The sequence below is a fragment of the Streptomyces sp. LUP47B genome, from assembly GCF_001746295.1.
Lineage (GTDB): Bacteria > Actinomycetota > Actinomycetes > Streptomycetales > Streptomycetaceae > Streptomyces.
The window spans coordinates 292401-315477 of record NZ_MJAH01000006.1 but is presented as its reverse complement, the minus strand read 5'-3'; the positions used below and the strand labels follow the sequence as shown (position 1 = coordinate 315477).

18 protein-coding genes are annotated in these 23077 nt (G+C 70.9%); 9 read left to right on the top strand and 9 right to left on the bottom strand.

Annotated elements, in window-relative coordinates; genetic code table 11:
• Window positions 1–75: 75 nt before the first annotated feature.
• Window positions 76–1500 carry an argininosuccinate lyase gene (argH, locus tag BFN33_RS19650; protein WP_069761390.1) on the bottom strand — a complete coding sequence of 475 codons (1425 nt, stop codon included), beginning with the start codon at window positions 1498–1500 and terminating at the stop codon, window positions 76–78.
• A 197-nt stretch (window positions 1501–1697) separates the two neighbouring features.
• Between argH and BFN33_RS19645 the strand changes: the two genes are divergently transcribed.
• Both BFN33_RS19645 and BFN33_RS19640 read left to right on the top strand, forming a co-directional pair.
• Window positions 1698–2597, top strand: coding sequence for a hypothetical protein (locus BFN33_RS19645; RefSeq protein WP_069761389.1), 900 nt, complete (start codon window positions 1698–1700; stop codon window positions 2595–2597).
• A 121-nt stretch (window positions 2598–2718) separates the two neighbouring features.
• A complete protein-coding gene (locus tag BFN33_RS19640) occupies window positions 2719–3306 on the top strand; it encodes a pyridoxamine 5'-phosphate oxidase family protein (RefSeq protein ID WP_069761388.1) in 588 nt (195 codons plus the stop codon).
• Between the two features lies 1 nt (window position 3307).
• Here BFN33_RS19640 and BFN33_RS19635 read toward each other — a convergent pair whose 3' ends face one another.
• A complete protein-coding gene (locus BFN33_RS19635; RefSeq protein ID WP_069761387.1) occupies window positions 3308–4750 on the bottom strand; it encodes a cell wall metabolism sensor histidine kinase WalK in 1443 nt (480 codons plus the stop codon).
• Window positions 4747–5487 (bottom strand): response regulator transcription factor, encoded by a 741-nt coding sequence (locus tag BFN33_RS19630; protein WP_069761386.1) that lies wholly within the window; start codon window positions 5485–5487, stop codon window positions 4747–4749. Before BFN33_RS19630 ends, BFN33_RS19635 begins: the two co-directional genes overlap by 4 nt.
• Before the next feature lie 151 nt (window positions 5488–5638).
• Between BFN33_RS19630 and BFN33_RS19625 the strand changes: the two genes are divergently transcribed.
• From BFN33_RS19625 to BFN33_RS19605, 5 genes are all read left to right on the top strand, one after another.
• Window positions 5639–6991 (top strand): ferric reductase-like transmembrane domain-containing protein, encoded by a 1353-nt coding sequence (locus BFN33_RS19625; RefSeq protein WP_069761385.1) that lies wholly within the window; start codon window positions 5639–5641, stop codon window positions 6989–6991.
• A gap of 10 nt (window positions 6992–7001) precedes the next feature.
• Window positions 7002–7460 (top strand): FMN-binding protein, encoded by a 459-nt coding sequence (locus BFN33_RS19620; protein WP_069761384.1) that lies wholly within the window; start codon window positions 7002–7004, stop codon window positions 7458–7460.
• 77 nt (window positions 7461–7537) lie between these two features.
• On the top strand, window positions 7538–8920 hold the full coding sequence (locus tag BFN33_RS19615) for a ferric reductase-like transmembrane domain-containing protein (protein WP_069761383.1): 1383 nt from the start codon (window positions 7538–7540) through the stop codon (window positions 8918–8920).
• A 28-nt stretch (window positions 8921–8948) separates the two neighbouring features.
• Window positions 8949–9761: an FMN-binding protein gene (locus tag BFN33_RS19610; RefSeq protein WP_069761382.1), complete on the top strand. Its 813-nt coding sequence runs from the start codon at window positions 8949–8951 to the stop codon at window positions 9759–9761.
• Window positions 9754–10554: an FAD:protein FMN transferase gene (locus BFN33_RS19605; protein WP_256122798.1), complete on the top strand. Its 801-nt coding sequence runs from the start codon at window positions 9754–9756 to the stop codon at window positions 10552–10554. Before BFN33_RS19610 ends, BFN33_RS19605 begins: the two co-directional genes overlap by 8 nt.
• 80 nt (window positions 10555–10634) lie before the next feature.
• Here the strand turns inward: BFN33_RS19605 and BFN33_RS19600 are convergent, their stop codons facing one another.
• The 6 genes from BFN33_RS19600 to BFN33_RS19575 all read right to left on the bottom strand — a co-directional run bounded on the left by BFN33_RS19600 (window position 10635) and on the right by BFN33_RS19575 (window position 18713).
• Complete coding sequence (locus tag BFN33_RS19600) at window positions 10635–11180, bottom strand: arginine repressor (protein ID WP_069761381.1); 546 nt, start codon at window positions 11178–11180, stop codon at window positions 10635–10637.
• Between the two features lie 19 nt (window positions 11181–11199).
• Window positions 11200–12384 (bottom strand): acetylornithine transaminase, encoded by a 1185-nt coding sequence (locus BFN33_RS19595; RefSeq protein WP_069761380.1) that lies wholly within the window; start codon window positions 12382–12384, stop codon window positions 11200–11202.
• Window positions 12381–13283, bottom strand: coding sequence for an acetylglutamate kinase (gene argB / locus BFN33_RS19590; RefSeq protein WP_069761379.1), 903 nt, complete (start codon window positions 13281–13283; stop codon window positions 12381–12383). Before argB ends, BFN33_RS19595 begins: the two co-directional genes overlap by 4 nt.
• Entirely contained in the window at window positions 13280–14431 is a 1152-nt protein-coding gene (gene argJ, locus BFN33_RS19585; protein WP_069761378.1) for a bifunctional glutamate N-acetyltransferase/amino-acid acetyltransferase ArgJ, read from the bottom strand. Before argJ ends, argB begins: the two co-directional genes overlap by 4 nt.
• Window positions 14428–15468: an N-acetyl-gamma-glutamyl-phosphate reductase gene (argC, locus tag BFN33_RS19580; protein WP_069761377.1), complete on the bottom strand. Its 1041-nt coding sequence runs from the start codon at window positions 15466–15468 to the stop codon at window positions 14428–14430. The genes argJ and argC overlap by 4 nt, the downstream gene beginning before the upstream one ends.
• A gap of 461 nt (window positions 15469–15929) precedes the next feature.
• A complete protein-coding gene (locus tag BFN33_RS19575) occupies window positions 15930–18713 on the bottom strand; it encodes a LuxR family transcriptional regulator (RefSeq protein ID WP_069761376.1) in 2784 nt (927 codons plus the stop codon).
• Between the two features lie 638 nt (window positions 18714–19351).
• Between BFN33_RS19575 and BFN33_RS19570 the strand changes: the two genes are divergently transcribed.
• Together BFN33_RS19570 and BFN33_RS19565 are read left to right on the top strand one after the other, a co-directional pair.
• The gene (locus BFN33_RS19570) at window positions 19352–21607 is read left to right on the top strand and encodes an FUSC family protein (protein ID WP_069761375.1); all 2256 of its coding nucleotides are present in this window, start codon (window positions 19352–19354) and stop codon (window positions 21605–21607) included.
• A gap of 540 nt (window positions 21608–22147) precedes the next feature.
• Complete coding sequence (locus BFN33_RS19565; protein ID WP_069761374.1) at window positions 22148–23062, top strand: MBL fold metallo-hydrolase; 915 nt, start codon at window positions 22148–22150, stop codon at window positions 23060–23062.
• Window positions 23063–23077 lie beyond the last annotated feature (15 nt).

Below are 23077 nucleotides of genomic sequence, written 5' to 3'. Positions count from 1 at the left end.
GCGTGGCGGGTGCGGGTTCGCCGTGGCTTGTCGCGCCCCGCGGCGGAGCCGCAGATCAATACAGCCCCGCGCCCCTCAACTGCGTTCTGCCCACCGGTGCTGAGCGGCCAGGTCCGCCTTCACTTCCGCCAGTTGGACCGCCACCGCGCTCGGGGCCGTGCCGCCCCTGGCGTTGCGGGAGGCGAGTGCGCCCGGGACGTTGAGGACCGTGCGGACCTCCGGGGTCAGGTGGGCGGAGATCTTGGCGAACTGGTCGTCCGTCAGGTCGCTCAGTTCCTTGCCCTCGGCCTCCGCCGCCTTGACGCACTCGCCGGCCACCTCGTGGGCCACACGGAAGGGGACGCCCTGCCTGACCAGCCACTCGGCGATGTCGGTGGCGAGCGAGAAGCCGGCCGGGGCCAGTTCCTCCATGCGCTCACGGTTGACCGTGAGGGTCGCCATCATGCCGGTGAAGGCGGGGAGCAGTACCTCCAGTTGGTCGCAGGAGTCGAAGACCGGCTCCTTGTCCTCCTGGAGGTCGCGGTTGTAGGCGAGGGGCAGGGCCTTGAGCGTGGCCATCAGACCCGTCAGGTTGCCGATCAGGCGGCCGGACTTGCCGCGTGCCAGCTCCGCGATGTCCGGGTTCTTCTTCTGCGGCATGATCGACGAACCGGTGGAGAACGCGTCGTGCAGGGTCACGAAGGAGAACTCCTTCGTGTTCCAGATGATGACCTCCTCGGCGATCCGGGAGAGGTTGACGCCGATCATCGCGGTGATGAAGGCGAACTCCGCGACGAAGTCACGGGAGGCCGTGCCGTCGATGGAGTTGCCGACGCTGCCGTGCTCGAAGCCGAGGTCCTTCGCCACCGCCTCCGGGTCCAGGCCCAGGGAGGAGCCGGCCAGGGCGCCCGAGCCGTACGGCGAGACGGCCGTGCGCTCGTCCCACTGGCGCAGCCGCTCCGCGTCCCGGGACAGGGACTGGACGTGGGCCAGGACGTGGTGGGCGAACAGCACCGGCTGGGCGTGCTGGAGGTGGGTGCGGCCGGGCATCGCCACGTCCGGGTGAGCCTCCGCCAGGCCGACCAGCGCGTCCTGGAGTTCGGCGATCAGGCCGCCGATGATGCGGGCGTGGTCCCGCAGGTACATGCGGAAGAGGGTCGCGATCTGGTCGTTGCGCGAGCGGCCCGCGCGCAGCTTGCCGCCGAGATCGGGACCGACACGCTCCAGCAGGCCCCGCTCCAGGGCCGTGTGGCAGTCCTCGTCGGCGATCGTGCCGACGAAGGAGCCGTCGGCCACGTCGGCTTCGAGCTGGTCGAGCCCCGCGTGCATGCGCTGGAGCTCGTCCTCGCTCAGCAGTCCCGCCTTGTGGAGCACGCGCGCGTGGGCACGCGAACCGGCGATGTCGTACGGCGCGAGCCGCCAGTCGAAGTGGACGGACGCGGACAGCCTGGCCAGGGCCTCGGCGGGACCGTCGGCGAAACGGCCGCCCCAGAGCCGGACGTCACCGCTGTTGCTGCTCACTTGCGTTGCTCCTCACGGCTGCACTCAACGTTATGCATGATTATGCAGAGTCCTGCATGATTCGTCAATCCGAGGTCGGGGCGGCAAGGAATTTGCGCTCCCTTTGAACACGAGAAACCGCTTGCCCGTACTTCCCGCCGAACGCAGGCGCCGCGTTTGTCAAGAAGACCACCCCCGACCCCGAGTGAGGCATCCGCATGTCCAGGGCTCTTCCTAAGTACAACAAGCGCCGCGTGGCGATCATCGGCGGCGCCGCCGCCGTGGCACTGACCGGGGCGATCGTCGCCGGTACCGCCCTCGCCGGGGAGACCTCCAAGAGCAGCACCGCCACCGCCCGGACGCTGGCCGACGTCGGCAGCATCACGTGCCCGGACGTGGCCTCGCAGCTGCCGGCGATCCCCGCCACCGCCCAGGCCGAGGTCGACCGCAACCTGACCCTGCTCCAGACCCAGATCGACGAGGCCAACAAGCGGCTCGTCGACACTGTCGGCCAGGGTGGTGCGAACTTCGTCCAGAACGCCATCCTCGGCCCGCTGGAGGACAAGCGGATCGCCACGGTCAACCGCATCGCCACCGCCATCGGCCGTACGGCCGACAAGCCGCAGGGCCTCGACGCCCTGGCTCCCTGCACCCTCAACGCCGGCGGTGCCGCCGGCACGGGTGAGGAGGCGGGCGCGGGCGCGGAGGCCGGGGCCGGCGCGGAGGCGGGGGCCACGCCGAGCGAGGCGGCCTCGGAGGCGGCGGGCGGCGCCGAGGACACCGGGAACGGACAGGGCGCGGGCGACGCGGGTGAGGCAGCCGGAACCGGCGCCATCTCCTGCCCGGACGTGGCCTCCCAGCTGCCGGCGATCCCCGCCACCGCCCAGGCCGAGGTCGACCGCAACCTGACCCTGCTCCAGACCCAGATCGACGAGGCCAACAAGCGGCTCGTCGACACCGTCGGCCAGGGTGGTGCGAACTTCGTCCAGAACGCCATCCTCGGCCCGCTGGCCGACAAGCGGAAGTCGACCATCGACCGCATCGCGATCTCCATCGGCCGTACGGCGGAGAAGCCGCAGGGCCTCGACTCCCTGGCTGCCTGCACGCTCACCAAGTGACGTGACAGGCGCTGTGGCCGCCCCGTGTGAGCGCCGGCCGGGGCGGCCACGGGCGTCCTCCCGCGACGGGACGCCCGAATTCCTTAGACAGGCGAAAGGTCTGCGCCCATAATTGCTGCACATGGGAAAGACGTATGAGCGCATAGACGGCCGGCTCCGCTCCTTCATCGAGGCGCAGCCCCTCTTCTTCACCGCGACCGCGCCCCTGTCCGGCGACGGCACGGTCAACCTCTCCCCCAAGGGACTGCGCGGCTGCTTCGCGATCCTCGACGAACTCACCGTGGCGTACCTCGACTTCGCGGGTTCCACCGCCGAGACGGTCGCGCATCTGCGGGAGAACGGCCGGATCACCCTCATGTGGTGCGCGTTCCAGGGGCCGCCGAACATCGTCCGGGTGCACGGGCGCGGTGAGCCGGTCTTCCGGGACGACCCGCGCTTCAGGGAACTGCTCTCCCACTTTCCGGACATCGACCCGGCCGCGCACGGACTGCGGGCGATCGTCGTCGTGACGGCCGAACTGGTCCGCGACTCCTGCGGTTACGCGGTGCCGTACATGGCGTACGAGGGCGACCGCGAGCTGCACGGCAGGCGGTTCGCGCGCGAGGACGACGAGTCGCTGAGCGCGTACTTCGCCAAGAAGGAGCACATCGCCACGAGCCTGGACGGCCTGCCGGGACTGCCGTTGCCGTTGCCGCCGTCCGCGGTCTGAGTCACGCGGCACCGATCCGGACGGTGAAGGTGGTCGATCCCGGCCCGCTCTCCAACGTCACGCTGCCCCCGTGCGCCTCCACCACCGCCGCCACGATCGACAGTCCCAGGCCCGCGCCCCCGGTCTCCGCCTTGGTGCTGCGGTCGGCGCGGGTGAAGCGTTCGAAGACGCCCGGCTGGATGTCCTCGGGGATGCCGGGGCCGTCATCGTGGACCTTCAGCAGCGCTGTGGCGCCGTCGGTCTCCAGGGTCACCGTCACCTTGGTGCCGGCGGGGGTGTGCAGCCGGGCGTTGGACAGCAGGTTGGCCAGGACCTGCTGGAGGCGGTGTGCGTCGCCCGTCACCGTGACCGGGTCCTCGGGGAGGTCCAGTTCCCAGCGATGACCCGAACCCGTGGCCCGCGCGTCCGTGAGGGCGTCGAGGACCAGGCGGGTGAGGTCGACGGGGGCGGTCTCCAGGGGGCGGCCCGCGTCCAGGCGGGCCAGCAGGAGCAGGTCGTCGACCATCGCGCCCATGCGGGTCGACTCGGCGGCGATGCGTTGCAGGGCCCGGGTGATCTCCGGCGGCAGCGGGCCGGGGTGCAGCAGGGCGAGTTCGGCGTGGCCGCGCACCGAGGCGACCGGGGTGCGCAGTTCATGGCTGGCGTCGGCGGCGAAGCTGCGCAGCCGTTCCTCGCTGGCGTGGCGTTTGGTGAGGGCGTCCTCGACATGGCCGAGCATGCGGTTGAAGGCGCCGGCGACCCGGCCCACCTCGCCGCGCGGATCGGACTCGGGGGCGCGGGGCGGCAGGGCCACCTCGCCGCTGGCCAGCGGGAGTTCGCTGACCCGGGTGGCGGTGGCGGCGACCCGGCTGAGCGGGCGCAGGGACCAGCGCACCCACAGGGCGCCCGCGACACCGGCGGCGGTGAGGGCGGCGCCGAAGACGATGCCGGCGACCAGCTCCAGTCGGTGCACGGCGGCCTCGACGGGCTCCAGGGGCATCCCTGTGATCAGGACGTCGCCGTCCAGTCCCCGGGTGGCGATCACCCGGTAGTCGTCCAGGGCGGAGAGGCCGACGCTGTGGCCACGGCCGTCGGCCGGGACGGCCGCGAGCCGCTCCCGGTCGGCGGCGGTCAGGTCGACGTTCAGGGTGCCGCTGGGACGGACCACCGCGGCGTTGGTGACCGTGCCGTCCATCAGCCGGGCGCCGAACGTGCCCGTGGCCTGTCGGCGGGTGTCGGCGCGCTCGTCACCGTCGTGGTCGTCCTTCGGCAGCTCCTGCTTGTGCTCCAGGCTGACCGCGAACCTGTTCCCGGCCTCGGTCAGCTGCTCGTCGAGCCGACTGGTGAGAAAGCCGTTCAGCTCCACCACGGCGGCCAGCCCTACGGCGGCACAGCTCACCGCGAGGAGCACCAGGAGGCCGAGGGTGAGCCGGGCCCGCAGCGTGTGGGGCCGCAGGCTTCTCATGGCGTCACCGGTTTGATCACGTACCCGGCCCCGCGCACGGTGTGGATCATCGGCTCGCGGCCCGCGTCCACCTTCTTGCGCAGGTAGGAGATGTACAGCTCGACGACATGGGCGCGGCCGCCGAAGTCGTAGGACCACACCCGGTCGAGGATCTGCGCCTTGCTGAGCACGCGGCGCGGGTTGCGCATGAGGAAGCGCAGCAGCTCGAACTCCGTCGGGGACAGTTCGATCAGCTCGCCGCCGCGCGTGACCTCGCGGGCCTCCTCGTCCATGACCAGGTCGCCGACGGTCAGCCGGGGGCCCTCGTCGAGCTGCCGGGCCATACCGGCGCGGCGCAGCAGTCCGCGCAGCCGGGCGACGACCTCCTCCAGGCTGAAGGGCTTGGTGACGTAGTCGTCACCGCCCGCCGTGATGCCCTTGATGCGGTCCTCGACCGCGTCCCGGGCGGTCAGGAAGAGCACGCACACGTCCGCCTTCACGGTGTGCAGGGCGCGCAGGACCGCGAAGCCGTCGGTGTCCGGGAGCATCACGTCCAGGACGACGGCGTCGGGCAGCAGCTCCCGGGCCGCGGCCACCGCCGAGGCGCCGTCGCCGGCCGTGCGGGTCTGCCAGCCCTCGTAGCGCAGGGCGCCGGAGAGGACCTCGGCGAGGTCCGGGTCGTCGTCGACGACGAGGACGCGCAGCGGGGTGCCGTCGGGGCGGGTGAGAGCGGGGCGGCCGGAGCGTGCGGTGTTCATGTCCTCTCCAGGATCACCCCTGGCCGGGGCGGCGGGTGCCCCGGGAAGCTCTGAGTTTCCTCTGAGTGCGCTCTGCGGAGTGCCCTTTCAGAGGGTCCTGAGAAGTTCCCCTTGCACAGTGTGTGTCCTGGACAGGCGAAAGGACGCACCTATGACCACCGTGTACGAGCAGCGGGCCGCACCGGCCGTGGCGCCGCCCGCGCGACGCTCCCCCGCGGGTGCCGTGCTCGCCCTCCTGTGGACCGGTGCGGCGGCCGTGATCGCCCTGTGGTGGGCGGACACCGGATCCGTGGTCGGTACGGCCGGATGGCTGACCGGCGCCGGACGGATCGCCGGCCTGCTGTGCGGGTACGCCTGCGCGGTGCTCGTGGGTCTGATGGCGCGGGTGCCGGTGCTGGAGCGGCGGGTCGGTTCGGACCGGGTGGCCCGCTGGCACGCGATGGCCGGCCGCTACACCGTCTGTCTGCTGCTCGCGCACATCGGGCTGATCCTCTCGGGGTACGCGGCCCAGGACGGCGCCTCGCTCTGGCACGAGACGCTCACGGTGGTCCTGGACTATCCCGAGATGCTCAAGGCCACCGCCGGCACGGTGATCCTCCTCGCCGTCGGCGTCACCTCGGCACGGGCGGTACGTCGTCGGACCAGCCACGAGTTCTGGTACTACGTCCATCTGCTCACGTACGGCGCCGTGTTCCTCGCCTTCGGACACCAGCTGGCCCTCGGGAACGACTTCAACGGCAACGCCGCGGCCACGGCGGCCTGGTACGCGCTCTACCTCGGTGTCGCGGCCCTGGTGCTGTGGTTCCGGATCCTCGCCCCGGTGCGGCTGAACCTGCGGCACCGGATGCGGGTGGAGTCCGTGCACAGGGAGGCGCCGGGCGTGTACTCGGTCGTCGTGGGCGGGCGGCGGCTCGACGAACTGGGCGCCCGGGCAGGGCAGTTCTTCCGCTGGCGGTTCCTCGGGCAGGGCATGGGCTGGACGTCGACGCCGTACTCGCTGTCGGCGCCGCCGCGCCGCGACCGGATGCGGATCACAGTGAAGGCGCTCGGTGACCACAGCGCGGCCGTGGCGCTGCTACGGCCGGGCACGCGCGTGTGGGCGGAGGGGCCGTACGGCTCGCTGACCGTGGACCGGCAGACCTCGCCGAAGTCGCTGCTGATCGCCGCCGGCGTCGGCATCACCCCGCTGCGTGCGCTGTTCGAGACGCTGCCGGGCGAGGTCACCCTCCTGTACCGGGCGCACACGGTCGAAGACCTCGCGCTGGGCGGGGAGTTGGAGGCCGTCGCGCGCTGGCGCGGGGCCAGGCTCCACTACCTGCTCAACGGGCCCGGGGGACAACGGCCGCGGATCACCGCCGAGTCGCTGCGGGCGGCCCTGCCCGACCTGGCCGAGCACGACGTCTACCTCTGCGGCCCGCACGGGTTCGCCCGGGACCTGTACGAGGAGCTGCGCGCCGCGGGCGTTCCCGATGGCCGTATCCACCACGAGTCCTTCGAACTGTGAGGCCGCACCCGTGCACGCGCTGAAGAAGAACCGCCCATTGCGCCGGATCGTGCTGGCGAGCGCCGCCACCGTCTCCGGGATGGTGATGCTGCTGTCGTTGAAGCCGCACGCATCACCGCAGACCGCCCTGGCGCTGCCCGTGCCCTCCAGCAGCGCGAGCGCGTCGAGCGGCACCGGATCGGCCGCCACCGGCACGAAGACCGTCACCGGCGACACCGTCCAGACCCGCTGGGGGCCGGTCCAGGTCCGCATCACCATCAAGGACGGCAAGCTCACCGAGGTCACGGCGGTCACCTACCCGACGGACAACCCGAGGGACCAGGAGATCAACAGCTACGCGCTCCCGCGGCTGCGGACCGAGGCGCTGCAGGCCCAGAGCGCGCAGATCGACACGGTCTCGGGGGCCACCTACACGAGTGACGGTTACCGCCAGTCACTCCAGTCCGCACTGGACTCCGCGGCCAGCTGAACACACGGGCGTCACGGCACGTATCTGAGGACCAAGGGACCACGCCCACCCCCCTTGCCCCCGCCCCCGGAGGAAACGTGACCACGACGCTCGCAGGCGGCCGCGCCGCCCGCCGCCAGACGATGCGCCGCATCCGCCCGCGCCGTTCCCCGGCGACCGTCCTGCTGCTCGCCGTATGGGCGGGCGCGGCCGGTGTGCTGTGGCTGTGGTGGCACAACACACCGTCCGTCGCCGACGACAACAGCAAGATCCTCAACGCGGGCCGGATCACCGGTCTGCTGGCCGGCTATCTGATGGCGCTCGTGGTGCTGCAGATGGCCCGAGTACCCGCGCTGGAACGCCGGGTGGGTTCCGACCGGGTCGCCCGCTGGCACGCGATGACCGGCCGCTACACCCTCTGCCTGGTCGTCGCCCATGTCTTCCTGATCATGTGGGGTTACGCCCTGCAGGCCGGGAAGGGGCTCGGCGACATCGTCCAGCAGACGATGGACTCCATCAACCAGCTGCCGGACATGGGCAAGGCGGCCATCGGCACCGGTCTGCTGTTCCTCATCGGCCTGATGTCGATCGGCGGGGTGCGCCGCAGGATCCCGTACGACACCTGGTACCACGTGCATCTGCTGACGTACGCGGCGGTCTTCCTGACCTTCTGGCACCAGCTGACCACCGGCAACGACTTCGCGGTCGAGCCGGTCGCCAAGACCGTCTGGTACGCGCTGTACGGCTCGGTCACCGCGCTGGTCCTCTGGTACCGGATCCTCACGCCGATCCGGCTGAACCTGCGCCACCGGATGTATGTCGAGGCGGTCGTCGAGGAGACGCCGGGCGTCGTGTCCGTGCTGATCGGCGGGCGCAAGCTGCACCGGATGGGCGCGGAGGCCGGCCAGTTCTTCCGCTGGCGCTTCCTCGCGCCGGGGATGCGGTTCAGCTCCCACCCCTACTCGCTGTCGGCGGCGCCCCGGCCGGGCATGCTGCGGATCACGGTGAAGGCGATCGGCGACCACAGCGAACGGCTGCGCGAGCTGGTGCCCGGCACCAAGGTGTGGGCCGAGGGCCCGTACGGCGCGCTCACCGCCCAGCGCCGCAGCCGGGGCAAGGTGCTGCTGGTGGCCGGCGGCGTCGGCATCACGCCGATGCGGGCCCTGTTCGAGACGCTGCCGGGCGCGGCCGGTGACATCACCCTGCTGTACCGGGCCAACACCACCCAGGACCTGGCCCTGTGGGACGAGCTCTCCGCCATCGCGGACGAGCGCGGCGCCCGGCTGATGTACGCGGTCAACAGTCCGGACGGAGAGCGCCCGGACATCTCCGCGGAGTCCCTCCAGCGCAAGCTCCCCGACATCGACAAGCACGACGTGTTCATGTGCGGGCCGAACGGTTTCGCGCAGTCCGTGTACGAAGCACTGCGCGGCGCGGGTGTGCCCGCCCGCCGCATCCATCACGAGTCGTTCGAGATGTGACGACGGGAATTCAGGAGCTGTTGAAGCGATGAGGAAGAGTCACCCCGTCCGTCGAGTCGTGCTCGCGACCGCCGCCACCGTCTCCGGTGTCGTGCTGATGCTGTCGCTGAAGCCGTCCTCGGACCCGGCGTCCGCCCAGGCGGGCGGAACGATCCCGCAGCAGACGGCGGCGGCACAGGAGTCGGCCCAGGGCGGCGCCGGGGCGACCGCCGGCGGCGCGGTCACCGGGGACGCGGTCCAGACCCAGTACGGCCCCGTCCAGGTCCGTATCACCGTCAGCGGCAACAAGATCACCAAGGCCGAGGCGGTCCAGGCGCCCAAGGGCGGCACGAGCGACCAGAAGACGGCGCTGTCCATCCCGAAGCTCACCCAGGACACGCTCGCCAAGCAGTCCTCGCAGGTCGACACGGTCTCCGGGGCGACCTACACGAGCGAGGGCTACAAGAAGGCGCTCCAGTCGGCGATCGACAAGGCGAACGCGGCCGCTCCGGCCCAGCCGTCGGCTCAGCCGTCGGCTCAGCCGTCGGCTCAGCCCTCCCAGCCGGCGGGCGGCAACACCGGTGCGGCCGCCAAGACGGTCACCGGTGCGGTCTCGCAGACCCAGTACGGCCCGGTCCAGGTCCGGGTCACGGTCAGCGGCGGCAAGATCACCAACGCCGAGGCGGTGCAGGCGCCCAAGGGCGGGACGAGCGACCAGAAGACGGCGCTGTCCATCCCGAAGCTCAACCAGGAGGCCGTGGCGGCCGGCAGCGCCGACATCGACTCGGTCTCCGGGGCCACGTACACCAGCGAGGGCTACAAGAAGTCGCTGCAGTCGGCGCTGGACCAGGCCGGTGGCTGACACGGTGGCCGAGCCGGCACAAGCTCCCGCCGCGGTGCGTCACGCGGAGGAGGTCATGGGGACGGTCTTCTCCTTCGACGTCCGCGGCGGGGAACCTCTTGCCGTGCAGACGGCACTGCGGGAGGCGGTGGCGGAACTGCACCGCGTGAACGAGGTGTTCAGCACCTACCGCGACGACAGCCAGGTCTCCCGCCTGGCCCGCGGCGAGCTGACGGTCGCCGAGTGCGACCCGGAGGTGGCCGAGGTACTCGAACTCGGCGCCCGGGCCGAGCGCTCGAGCGACGGCTGGTTCAGTCTGCGCTACGAGGGCCGCCTCGACCCCACCGGCATCGTCAAGGGCTGGGCGGTGGAACGCGCGGCCCGTCGGATGGCTCTCGCGGGGGCGACCGGGGTGAGCGTCAACGGCGGCGGAGACGTACAGCTGTTGGGCGTACCGGGCCCACAACGCCCGTGGCGGGTAGGGGTCTCGGACCCCCTGCGTCCGGGCGGCCTGGCCGCGGTGGTCTCGGCGGCGGGCGCGGCCGAGCTGGCGGTGGCCACCTCCGGCACGGCGGAACGCGGCGCCCACATAGTCGACCCCCGCACGGGCCGCTCCGCGGTGACCGACCTGGTGGCGGTCACGGTGGTCGCCCCGACCGTCACCTGGGCGGACTGCTGGGCAACAGCGGCTTTCGCGATGGGTTCGAGGGAGGGCCTGGCGTGGCTGGAGTCCCTGCCGGACGTGGAGGCGCTGCTGATCACGGCGGGGGACGAGGTCAGGTGTACAGGAGGCCTGGCAGCTCGACTCGGGTGAGTCGATCTACCCAGGGGCGCGGGGAACTGCGCGACCAGCCACGGACGACCCGCATCCGGCACACAACAGTCCCACCCCCTTCAGTGCCCGTTCTGAGCCAACCGCAACAAATGCTCGGCCAGCGCCTGACCCCCCGTAGGGTTCCGGCTGATCAGCATCAACGTGTCGTCACCGGCAATGGTCCCCAGGATGTCGTGCAGCTCAGCCTGATCAATGGCCGACGCCAGGAACTGCGCGGCCCCCGGAGGCGTCCGCAGCACCACGAGATTCGCCGAAGCCTCCGCGGAGATCAGCAGCTCCTGAGAGAGCCGCCGCATCCGCTCCTCCTTGGCCGACTCCCCCAACGGCGCCCGAGGAGTCCGGAAACCCCCCTCACTGGGCACCGCGTAGATGAGATCCCCGTCGTTGTTGCGGATCTTCACCGCGTTCAGCTCGTCGAGGTCCCGGGACAGCGTCGCCTGGGTGACACTCAGCCCGTCGTCGGACAGCAGCTTCGCCAACTGGCTCTGCGACCGCACCGGCTGCCGGTTGAGGATGTCCACGATCCGGCGGTGGCGCGCGGTACGCGTCTGCGGCACGGCAGGCCCCGCGACCCCGTTGTGCTCGTGATCCTGCGCATGACTCATCGTCGTCTCATTCTCCGGATCATCCGTCTCCCTCGGCGACACCCAGGATGCCGGGGAGAGCCTGAACAAGCGCGTCCACTTCGTCGTCGCCGAGGTTCAGCGGCGGCATCAGCCGTACGACATCGGGGGCGGGCGCGTTCACCAGGAATCCGGCCTCCTGAGCCGCCTGCTGCACCTTCGGCGCGAGCGGCTCGGTGAGCACGATACCCAGGAGGAGCCCCGCACCCCGGACGTGGGAGATCAAGGGGTGCCCGAGTGACTCGATTCCGTCCCGCAGCCTCTCGCTCTGCTGCTTGACGTTCTCCAGCAACCCGTCGTTCGCGATGGTGTCGAGGACGGCGAGACCGGCGGCACACGCGACCGGGTTCCCGCCGAACGTCGTCCCGTGCTGCCCCGGCTGCAGCAGCTCCGCGGCCCGCCCGAAGGCGACGGTCGCGCCGAGCGGCAGTCCGCCGCCGAGCTGCTTGGCGAGGGTGACGACGTCCGGGAGGACGCCCTCGTGGGCCTGGTAGGCGAACCAGTCTCCGGTACGGCCGATGCCGGTCTGCACCTCGTCGAGGACCAGCAGCGCGCCCTTGGCCGCCGTGATCGCCCGGGCCGCCTTGAGGTAGCCGGCCGGGGGCACCACGACGCCGTTCTCACCCTGGATCGGTTCGATGACGACGAGCGCGGTGTCCTCGGTGACCGCGGCGGCCAGCGCCTGCGCGTCGCCGTACGGCACATGGGTGACGTCACCCGGCAGCGGCAGGAAGGGGGTCTGCTTGGCGGGCTGGCCGGTGAGCGCGAGGGCGCCCATGGTCCGGCCGTGGAAGCCGCCCTCGGTCGCGACCATGTGGGTGCGCCCGGTCAGCCGGCCGATCTTGAAGGCCGCCTCGACCGACTCGGCGCCGGAGTTGCAGAAGAAGACCTTGCCGTCCCGGCCGAAGAGCTGGAGCAGCCGTTCGGCGAGGGTGACGGTCGGCTCGGCCATGAAGAAGTTGGAGATGTGCCCGAGGGAGGCGATCTGCCTGCTGACGGCCTCGACGATCGCCGGGTGGGCATGGCCGAGCGCGTTGGTGGCGATGCCGCCGACGAAGTCGAGGTACTGCTTGCCCTCGGCGTCCCAGACCTTGAGTCCCGCACCGCGGACCAACGGCAGCCTCGGGGTGCCGTAGTTGTTCATGAGCGAGCCCTGCCACCGCTCGGTCAGTTCCGCGTTGCTCATGAATCCCCCTGTCCGTCCGGCACGACCATCGTGCCGATCCCCTCGTCGGTGAAGATCTCCAGCAGGATCGAGTGCTGGACCCGCCCGTCGATGACCCGAGCCGTGGTCACGCCGTTGCGTACGGCGTGCAGACAGCCCTCCATCTTCGGGACCATGCCGGAGCTCAACTCCGGCAGCAGCTTCTCCAGTTGGGAGGCCGTGAGGCGGCTGATCACCTCGTCGCTGTGCGGCCAGTCCTCGTAGAGGCCCTCGACGTCCGTGAGGACCATGAGGGTTTCGGCGTCAAGAGCAGCAGCGAGTGCCGCAGCCGCCGTATCAGCATTGACGTTGTAGACATGTCCGTCGTCCTGGCTACGGGCGATCGAGGAGACGACCGGGATCCGGCCGTCGGCGAGCAGGGCCTGGATCGCGCCCGTGTCGATCGCGGTGATCTCGCCCACCCGCCCGATGTCGACCAGCTCTCCGTCGATCTCGGGCCGGTGCTTGGTGGCGCTGATGGTGTGGGCGTCCTCGCCGGTCAATCCGACGGCGAGCGGCCCGTGTTCGTTGAGCAGATTGACCAGCTCGCGCTGCACCTGCCCGGCCAGCACCATCCGTACGACGTCCATGGCGTCCTCGGTCGTGACCCGCAGGCCCGCCTTGAACTCGCTGACGATGCCGTGCTTGTCGAGGGCGGCGCTGATCTGCGGGCCGCCGCCGTGCACGACGACCGGCTTGAGCCCCGCGTGGTGCAGGAAGACGACGTCCTGGGCGAAGGCGGCCTTCAGGTCCTCGTCGATCATGGCGTTGCCGCCGAACTTGATGACGACGGTCTTGCCGTTGTGCCGGACCAGCCAGGGCAGCGCCTCGATGAGGATCTGGGCCTTGGGGAGGGCGGTGTGCTTTCGCGTGGTGCTCATGACGAGTAGGCGCTGTTCTCGTGGACGTAGTCGGCGGTGAGGTCGTTGGTCCAGATGGTGGCGGTCTCGGAGCCGGCCGCGAGGTCGGCGACGATGTGGACCTCGCGGTAGCGCATGTCGACCTTGTCGCGGTCCTCGCCGACGCCGCCGTTCTTGCAGACCCAGACGCCGTTGATGGCGACGTTCAGCTGGTCGGGCTCGAAGGCGGCCTTCGTGGTGCCGATGGCGCTCAGGACGCGGCCCCAGTTGGGGTCCTCGCCGTGGATCGCGCACTTGAGCAGGTTGTTGCGGGCGATGGAGCGGCCCACCTCGACGGCGTCGTCCTCACTCGCGGCGCCCACCACCTCGACCTTGATGTCCTTGCTGGCGCCCTCGGCGTCCCGGATCAGCTGCTGGCCGAGGTCGTCGCAGACGGCCCGTACGGCCTCGGCGAACTCCTCGTACTCGGGGGTGACTTCGGAGGCGCCGGAGGCGAGCAGCAGCACGGTGTCGTTGGTGGACATGCAGCCGTCGGAGTCGACGCGGTCGAAGGTGGTCCGGGTGGCGGCCCGCAGGGCCCTGTCCAGGGGCTCGCTCTCCAGGTCCGCGTCGGTGGTGAGGACGACCAGCATGGTGGCGAGGCCGGGGGCGAGCATGCCCGCGCCCTTGGCCATGCCGCCGACGGTCCAGCTGCCCTTGGTCACCACGGACGTCTTGTGGACGCTGTCGGTGGTCTTGATGGCGATGGCGGCCTTCTCGCCGCCGTGCTCGGAGAGTTGGGCCGCGGCGGCCTCGACTCCCGGCAGGAGCTTGTCCATCGGGAGGAGCAGGCCGATGAGCCCGGTGGAGGCGACGGCCACCTCACCCGCGCCGATGTCCAGCACCTCGGCGACCTTCTCGGCGGTGGCGTGCGTGTCCTGGAAGCCTTTGGGGCCGGTACAGGCGTTGGCGCCGCCGGAGTTGAGAACCACGGCCGACAGCTGACCGCTCTTGAGGACCTGCTCGGACCACAGCACCGGCGCGGCCTTCACGCGGTTGGAGGTGAAGACGCCGGCGGCGGCGCGGCGGGGCCCGGTGTTGACCACGAGGGCCAGGTCCGGGTTGCCGTTCTCCTTGATTCCGGCGGCGATGCCCGCCGCCTGGAATCCCTTGGCTGCCGTGACGCTCACGGTGCGACTCCGATCGTGGAAAGACCGAGCTCCTCGGGGAGACCGAGGGCGATGTTCATGCTCTGGACGGCACCGCCCGCGGTGCCCTTGGCCAGGTTGTCGATGGCGCTGATCGCGATGATGCGGCCCACGGACTCGTCGAGGGCGACCTGCACCTGAACGGCGTTGGAACCGTAGACGGACGCCGTGGCGGGCCACTGTCCCTCGGGGAGCAGATGGACGAAGGGCTCGTCGGCGAAGGCCTTCTCGTACGCGGCGCGGACGGACTCGGCGGTGACGCCGGGCTTCGCCTTGGCGCTGCACGTGGCGAGGATGCCGCGGGGCATCGGCGCGAGGGTCGGCGTGAAGGAGACGCTCACCTTCGCACCGGCCGCCGCGCTGAGGTTCTGGACGATCTCGGGCGTGTGCCGGTGGCCGCCGCCGACGCCGTACGGCGACATGGAGCCCATGACCTCGCTGCCCAGCAGGTTCGGCTTGGGCGCCTTGCCCGCGCCGGAGGTGCCGGAGGCGGCGACGATCACGGCCTCGTTCTCGGCGAGGTCGGCGACGTAGGCCGGAAAGAGGGCGAGGGTGACGGCGGTCGGGTAGCAGCCGGGCACCGCGATGCGCCTGGTCCCGGCGAGCCGGGCGCGGGCACCCGGAAGTTCGGGAAGGCCGTAGGGCCAGGTGCCGGCGTGCGCGGAGCCGTAGAACTTCTCCCAGTCGGCCGCGTCCTCGAGCCGGAAGTCGGCGCCCATGTCGACGACGAGGACGTCCGGGCCGAGCTGTTCGGCGACGGCGGCGGACTGTCCGTGGGGCAGGGCGAGAAAGACCACATCATGCCGTCGGCCCGGTCCGGCGAGGACGTCGGCCGTGGTCTCCTGGAGTACCCGGTCGGCGAGCGGCAGCAGATGCGGTTGCAGCGTGCCGAGCCGCTGTCCGGCGTTGGAGTTGCCGGTCAGGGCACCGATCTCGACCTCGGGGTGCGCCAGGAGCAGCCGCAGGACCTCACCGCCCGCGTATCCGCTCGCTCCGGCCACCGCCGCACGTACCGCCATGTCATCCTCCTCCTGGATGGCATGACTATACGTTTCGCTGCACGTTTATGCAACCGCGTGCATAGTCACTCCCGCCGTCGAGGTGCTGCGCGAACAGCCCACCGGTGAGCAGCCACAACGAGTCCAAGCGGTCAGCAACCGACGGATCCGCCTGCCCCAGAGGGCCGGTGGCGGGCGTTCTCGACACGGTCGCGGTGCAGGTCCGGGGGCGTGAAAGGCAGGCCAGGGCTGGACGGCTCCCACGCCCCCCAAGGGCACGGGCGCAGGGGTGGGGCGCCCGGGTGAATCCCTTGTGCGATTCGACGAGTGTGCGGTCTCTCGTCGTCGCGCTCCATGAATCTGTCACGCGGGATCCGGTCGCGGTATCTGTCAGTCGACTGTACGGCGCCGGCCGTCGCCGTGTCGGGAGACGCCCGGCAGGCGGCACGCGCGTCAGCGTGGATCCGCGGCGGATTCGGCTGTCAGCTCTGGACGCCGGTGTCCGACAGGGTGCCTTCGAGTACGTCGCGGAGTTGCGAGCGTGCGGTGATGCCCAGCTTGGGGAAGACCCGGTAGAGGTGGGAGCCGACCGTGCGCGGTGAGAGGAACAGCTTTTCACCGATCTCGCGGTTCGTCAGGCCGCGGGCGGCCAGGACGACGATCTGCTGCTGCTGGGGGCTGAGTTCGGTGAAGGCACTGGGCACGACGTCGGTGGCCTCGATGCCGGCGGCGCGCAGTTCTGCCTGTGCCCGCTCTACCCACGGCCGCGCGCCGAGGCGCTGGAAGGTTTCCAGGGCGGCGCTCAGCATGGGCCGGGCCTCGGCGATACGGCGCCGGCGCCGGAGCCATTCCCCGTAGTCGAGCCGGGTCTGCGCCCGTTCGAACGGCCACTGCTCACCCGCGGGCTGTGCGAGCGCGGCCTGGAAGAACGGCTCCGCGTGTTCGGGATCCGCCAGCAGGGCGCGGCCGCGGTCGATCAGCGTGGCCACCCGGGCGGACATGCCCGTACCGAGGTGCCGTGCCGAGCGTTCCAGTAGCTGTGCGGCGTCCTCCTGCCGTCCTCGGCGGACGGCCGCAGCCGCGAGTTCGGCCAGGACGGTGTAGGAGACGTGGTAGTGCACCGGATCGCCGTCGTCGGTGAACGCGGAGCGGAACTGTGTGTATGCGATGTCGTAGTCGCCCTCGGCCACGGCCGCCATGCCCAGGGCCCGGCGGGCGAAGACCGCGACGGAGCGGCTCTCCAGCGGGTCGACGAGAGACAGGGCTCGCTCGGCGTGTCGGCGTGCGGCGGCCGGGTCGCCGAGCAGGGCGACCACCGTGGCGTCGAGTGCCTGAGCACACGCCTCGGCGTGGTCGAGTCCGGCGGCCGATGCCATGGCTGCGATGTCGGCGGCCACCGAGCGGGCCTCGACCCATCTGCCCTGCTCCAGGCGGGTCCAGCCGACCGCGCATCCCAGTCCGTCCGGGAGCGGGCCGTGGGCCTGCCACTGGCCGAACGCCTCGTCGAAGGTCCTGGCGGCGAGGGCGGTCTGGTCGAGCAGCCAGGCGACGATGGCCAGCGCGGTCAGGCGCTGGGCGTCACTCTTGGCCTCGGCGATGAGCTCGGGCAGCACCGGCGCGAGGGACGCTCCCGCGCCGCCGGGGTCGGAGACGGCCATGACCCATGCGTGCAGCGCCGCTCCGGCGGCATCGTCGGGCATGCCGGAGAGCAGGCTCTGGATCTGTCGCTGCTGGGACTCCGCGCCCGAGTAGTAGCGGACCACCGCTGCTGCGGCCAGTGCGTCGAGTACGAGGGGTGACCGGGCGTTCGCCGCCTCGTCGGCGACGCGCATGAGCAGCGCGAAGGCTGCTGTGTGACGGGGGCCAAGAGACATGAGCCGGCCGGTGGCCAGCGCGGCTTTGCCCAGCAGTGCCGGGTCGTCGGTGCACTCGCGGACTGCGGCGGCCAGGTGCTCCACCCAGCCGAGCTGACCGGTGAAGACGGCGCTGGCAGCGGCTTCGGCCAGCAGCCGCGCCCGGTCCTCGCGGTGCGGGCTGAGTTCCGCGGCGCGCTCCTGGGCCGCGGCGGCGGCCGCGAAGCCGCCCCGGCGCCGGGCCCGGTCGGCCGTCTGCTGCAAGGCGGCCGATACGTCCTGGTCGGGGCGTACGGTCGCGGCGGCCAGATGCCAAGCGCGGCGGTCGGGCTCCTCGCGCAGCAGTTCCGCGAGAGCCAGGTGCGCTTGGCGGCGTTCCTCGAAAGTCGCGGCATGGTAGACGGCGGAGCGGACGAGCGGGTGGCGGAAAACGATCGCTGTTCCGTCCTGGCGTACGAGACCGGCCCGGTCCGCGGGGTCCCATGCCTTGTCGTCCGCCTCGGCCAGCCCCATGGCGGCTGCCTGCGCGTCCGCCGCGTCGGCGGCCGCGAGCAGCAGCAGGACGCGGCGGGTCGGTTCCGGCAGGTTGGCCGCGTGCCCTGCGAAGATCCGCTCCAGTCGGTCGGTGACCGGCAGCGGGCCTTCCACACTGCTGCCCTCGGGGTTGCGGACCGCGGTGGCGTGGGCGAGTTCCACCAGGGCCAGCGGGTTGCCTGCCGCTTCCTCGAGGATCCGCACCCGAGTTCGGCCGGTGGGCGGCGTGGGCTGCCGGTCGAGCAGCCGGTTCGCCGCCGCACTGTCCAGCGGGCCGAGTTCGAGGCGCTCGTACCCCTTGTCGAAACCCGGCAGCGTGGCCGCGGTGCGGACTCCGAGCAGCAGCGTGACGGGCTCGCTGTCCATGCGCCGCGCCACGAAGGAGAGAGCGTCCAGGGATCCTCGGTCGATCCAGTGCGCGTCGTCGACCACCACCAGCAGCGGGGCGGTGTCCGCCAGGTCCGACAACAAGGTAAGAACCGCCAGACCCACGACCATCGCGTCGGGAGTCTCCGCGCACTCCTCGAGCCCCAGGACCGCGCGGAGCGCGGCGCGCTGCCGCGACGGCAGACCCTCGGTCTCACCGAGTACCGGGCGCAGCAGCTGATGAAGACCCGCGAATCCAAGGTGGGCCTCGGATTCGCTGCCCACGGCTCGCAGCACCCGGCCACCCGCACTCCGTGCGCTGTCGGCCGCGATGCCGATGAGTGTGCTCTTTCCGGCGCCGGGGTCACCCGTGAGGATCAATACATCGCTGTGCGACCGATCGGCGCCGACCCGCCGGACTATTTCTGCGGTCTCGGTTTCCCGGCCGACCAGTGCCGGACCGGAATTCCGCGTCGAGCGCTGGTCGCCACGAGCCTTTCCATCGTTTTCCACGGATGCTCCAGGAATTGAGATAGCCCAGATAGTAGCGTGGCAGAACCGCGGCAGCGCCTACGGGAGCGGCCTCGTAGCCGGTCAGAAGCACGCGGTGGGGTTCTCCCCGAGGCCGCCTGGTTTCGACCGCGGAGTTGCGCGCCGCGCGGACATCGTGGCGAGGCGCCTGCAGACCTCCGCACGCCTCGAGCCGTACGTCTCCGCGCCGTCGGCCGGTCTCAGCATCGCCGCGGCGGGACAAACAGTCGGCAGGCGCAAACGCCCCACTCTCGGCCGACCAGCACCGATGCAGCCACGTGACGCATACCCCCGGCTTTTCGTCCGGCCACAGAATCGTGAAGCGAGCGTCGAATGTCGCGTGACCTTCCGGGCGCCTGGCGGCTGTCCGCCCCAAGTCCGTGCACTGCGTACCCCCTTGGACCCGTGAGCCATCGTCGACGGGTGCAGGCCTGTAAGCGCTGCACGGTCGCCGACGCCGGCAATGGACGCCCACGTGCTGCAGAACCACCGGAAGCAGTCACCTGACGCATACCGGACGGAACCCCGCATGCCGAGACTGGTCACGCGGGCGGTGGCCGGCCAGAACCCGAAGGCTTCGGCACGGCCGTGCACACGCGAAAGGACCTCCGGAGATCCCCATGGTGGCAAGGACAACGACATCGCTGTGGGACCGCTTCGCCGCCTTCGACCCCGGGCTCATGCGTCTGACCTCCGCGATGCGCGCCGTACTCGGCACCACAGCGACCCTTGCCGTGCTGACAGCGCTGCGAGCGCCGGAGACGGCGCTGGTGGTCGGCGGCTTCACCGCGATGACGACTTCACTGGCCATCAGCGACCTGCGCCCGCGCAACCAGCTCATCACTCTCGCACTCGGCGTTCCGCTCTCCCTCGCGTCGCTGTCCGCCGGAGCCGCGCTGACGCCGTACCCGACAGCAGCCGAGCTGGTGTTCCTGGTGGTGATCCACCTCGCCGTTCGAGCCCGCCGGTTCGGCCCGCGCGGGCTGGGCCTGGGGATCTTCGCTTTCATGGCCTTCCTGCTGTCTCAGTTCACCCAGGCCCGGGCAGACCGCCTTCCGCAGCTCGGGGCATCGGTACTCGTGGCGTTCGCGGCCGTCACGGCCGTCTGGTACTGCGTCGGCCCCATCACGGCGTCCGAAGCCCTGAGGCGGCTGCGGCACACATTCGACGTGCGTCTGCACGACGTCCTGCGGGACACGGCCGCGATGGTCGCCACCGGACAGGACATCGACACCCGGAGCCGATCGCTGCAGGACCGCCTCGACACACTGCACGCGTCTGTACTGCTGATCGAGGACTTTCTCGACGAACACGCCGCCGACGAGGACACCGAGGCCCTGCTGCCGCACCTCAGCCGGGTGGAGGTGGCCGCGCAGCGCCTGACCGTACTGGCGGTCCGCGCGATGCGCACGCCGGCGGCACGCAACGATCCGGCGGAACGGACGGCGCGACAGCGGCTCGCCCAGCGGATCCGGACTCTCCGGCACCAGCCCATCGTGGGAACCGCTTGCGCAGCCGAGCGGTGCGCACAGGGGTACGAAGGCGGCCCGGCGAACCGGCCGACCGGCTCCGCACTCGTGCTGGACTGCTTCCCCGCGGTCGACGAACTCGCCGAAGCCCTACGGGTTCTCGGCCCACGCGACCGCCCGGCAGGACGCCGGAGACCTCCACGCAAGCACGCCTCACCCACCTCCTGGACGCTGCCCCGCAGGGACAGGGACACGGACACCGAAAGCCTGAAGCGGGGAGCCACCCGCCAGGCGTTTCAGGTGACGGCTGCCTCGGCCCTCGCCATCGCGGGCGGCCATCTCCTGTCGCCGCACCTGTGGTACTGGGCCGTCGCGGCCGCATGGGTCGTGTTCATCAAGAACGAGAGCACCGGCGAGGTACTGCTGCAGAGCCTGAGGCGGCTGGCGGGCACGGTCCTCGGCGTGGTGTTCGGCTACGGCCTTGCCGCCCTGGTCGGCGGAGACGGCCCCGTCCTCCTGGTCCTGCTCCTGCTGTGCATGTTCGGGATGTTCTACACCCCGTCGCACGCCTACTGGGCCGTGACGTTCTTCATCACCGGCACGCTCGGCATGCTGCTCGCGCTGATGGACACCTTCTCGACGCACATGCTGCTCCTGCGTGTCCAGGAGACCGCGCTGGGAGTGTCCTGCGGGGTCCTTGCGGCCGTCCTCGTGCTTCCCACCACGGTCCGCCGGGCCAGTGACGAGGAACTGGTCGGCTTCCTGCGCGTCCTCGACCGCCTCCTTCGGACCGTCGCGGCAGGAAGCACGAACACGGAAGCCCCGACGAGCTGGGTCCGCGCGGCACACGACCTCGACCAGGCACTGGAATCCTTCCGCAAGGCCTGCCTGCCCCTCACCCATCCGCTCACTCCGCAGCGCCGCCGCCGTCACCACGTCCGCCACCTGCTGGAACTCCTTGAAGCCGGCGCGTACCACGCACGGAGCCTGGCCGCCACGGCCGAACGTCTGCCGGCGGGCCACGTCCCGGAGTGCGCCACCGGCCTCACCGCCGCGGCCGAACGCGCGCACCAGACCGTGACCCACCTGATCCGCGTTGCCGGTCATGGACCGGGCGCCGCCTCCCACATGGCACGCCCCACGGCTGTCAGGGCGCTGTCCCGGCTTTCGGAGGAGCAACGCGTGAGCCGCAACTGGCCGTCGCCGGAGCACCGCCTGCTGCTGCACATCGATCGCCTCGACACGGCCCTGACCGCGCTCGTACGAGCCTTGGACCCACTCGCCTCGGACCCCGACCGCACCACCGTGGTCCCCTCCGAGAGAGTGGACATCCCGTTGCCGCACGGCCCGGCCCAGGCTGCCGCAGTAAGCTGCGCCGTCCTCACCGACCGGTGCGAACGCGCCTAGCCGGATGGACCAAGTGGCGGTCAGGCGCCGGCGACCGTGACCGTGACGGTGAGTCCGCCGCCCTGTCTCGGGCGGGTCTTCGTGCCGTCAACCCTGACCTCGTGCCTGGCACGGTCCAGGACGATGCCGCCCAACTCAGGACGACCGGTGGCGGTTCGGGGTGCGGCGGCTCAACGCTCCGACCCGGGCGACGAGTTCGGCGAAGTCGAAGGGTTTGGCGAGGTAGTCGTCGGTGCCGAGCTGTTCCAGGCCGTAGACCCTTGTCCCTGATGTCCCCGGTGAATGTGCACATCCGCTCGGCCTCGTCGCCCAAAGCCAAGGTGAAAACGGTGAGAAGGCGGTGACCGCTGGCCGGCACCCCGGCAGAAGCCTCTTCAACGGGCACATGGCGACCGCTCTGCGGTCACGAGCTGCCCGGAAGTGGCTAGGGAAAGACCCTTCCTCAGAGCTGTGCACACAGGTGCAGTCACGTGACGGATACCGTGCCCACCGGGGCCGCTCGTACGGTTGAGTAAATCCCCCGAATTCCAAGGAAATCCCATGGAACAGATCACCCTCGGCAATGTCTCCATCACCCGCGTATGGGAATACTACGGTTCCGTCGAAATGACGCCCGACGCCTTCTTCCCGGAAAGCTCGAAGGAAGTCTGGGAGAGCGGCACCGACTGGCTGGCCCCGCATTTCCTGGATTCCGAGACCAACATCGTCAATTCCGCGATCCAGACCTGGCTGCTGCGCAGCGAGGGCAGGACGATCCTGGTCGACACCGGCGTGGGCAACCACAAGGAGCGTCCCTACGCCCCGGTCTGGAGCCACCGCGAAACGGACTTCCTGGCCAACCTCGCCCGGGCCGGTGTCCAACCGGAGGACGTGGACATCGTGATCAACACCCATCTCCACATCGATCACGTCGGCTGGAACACCTACCTGGACGGCCGGAGCTGGGTGCCCACCTTCCCCAACGCCACCTACCTGATGCCGAAGGACGACTTCGACTTCTGGAACCCCGAGAACGGCCACCAGCCGCTGCTCGGCCGCGGCAACCAGAACGTCTTCGAGGACAGCGTGGCCCCGGTCCACCAGGCCGGCCTGACGCAGCTGTGGGAGAACAGCCACCAGATCGACGCGAACCTGCGCCTGGACACGGCTCCCGGCCACACGCCCGGCTCCTCCGTGCTGACTCTCACCTCCGGCGCGGACCGCGCGGTGTTCGTCGGCGACATGCTGCACAGCCCGGTGCAGATCCTGGAGCCCGACGCCAACAGCTGCTTCTGCGAGGACCCCGCCGGCGCCCGCGCCACCCGCCGCAAGGTGCTGGGCTGGGCCGCCGACAACAACGCGCTCGTGATCCCCGCGCACCTGGGCGGGCACGGCGCCACCGAAGTCGTACGCGAGGGAAGCACCTTCGCCATCAAGGGCTGGGCGCCCTTCACCCCGTACACCGAGCAGGGCTGAAGCCCGCGGAGAGGC

Excerpts from the sequence above, each read along its gene's own strand:
- BFN33_RS19630 (WP_069761386.1), bottom strand. The coding sequence starts at position 5,487 with ATGAACACCGCACGCTCCGGCCGCCCCGCTCTCACCCGCCCCGACGGC.
- argC (WP_069761377.1), bottom strand. The coding sequence starts at position 15,468 with ATGGCGGTACGTGCGGCGGTGGCCGGAGCGAGCGGATACGCGGGCGGT.
- BFN33_RS19635 (WP_069761387.1), bottom strand. The coding sequence starts at position 4,750 with ATGAGAAGCCTGCGGCCCCACACGCTGCGGGCCCGGCTCACCCTCGGC.
- BFN33_RS19565 (WP_069761374.1), top strand. The coding sequence starts at position 22,148 with ATGGAACAGATCACCCTCGGCAATGTCTCCATCACCCGCGTATGGGAA.
- BFN33_RS19570 (WP_069761375.1), top strand. The coding sequence starts at position 19,352 with ATGGTGGCAAGGACAACGACATCGCTGTGGGACCGCTTCGCCGCCTTC.
- BFN33_RS19600 (WP_069761381.1), bottom strand. The coding sequence starts at position 11,180 with ATGAGTCATGCGCAGGATCACGAGCACAACGGGGTCGCGGGGCCTGCC.
- BFN33_RS19645 (WP_069761389.1), top strand. The coding sequence starts at position 1,698 with ATGTCCAGGGCTCTTCCTAAGTACAACAAGCGCCGCGTGGCGATCATC.
- BFN33_RS19625 (WP_069761385.1), top strand. The coding sequence starts at position 5,639 with ATGACCACCGTGTACGAGCAGCGGGCCGCACCGGCCGTGGCGCCGCCC.
- BFN33_RS19595 (WP_069761380.1), bottom strand. The coding sequence starts at position 12,384 with ATGAGCAACGCGGAACTGACCGAGCGGTGGCAGGGCTCGCTCATGAAC.
- BFN33_RS19640 (WP_069761388.1), top strand. The coding sequence starts at position 2,719 with ATGGGAAAGACGTATGAGCGCATAGACGGCCGGCTCCGCTCCTTCATC.
- argB (WP_069761379.1), bottom strand. The coding sequence starts at position 13,283 with ATGAGCACCACGCGAAAGCACACCGCCCTCCCCAAGGCCCAGATCCTC.
- BFN33_RS19610 (WP_069761382.1), top strand. The coding sequence starts at position 8,949 with ATGAGGAAGAGTCACCCCGTCCGTCGAGTCGTGCTCGCGACCGCCGCC.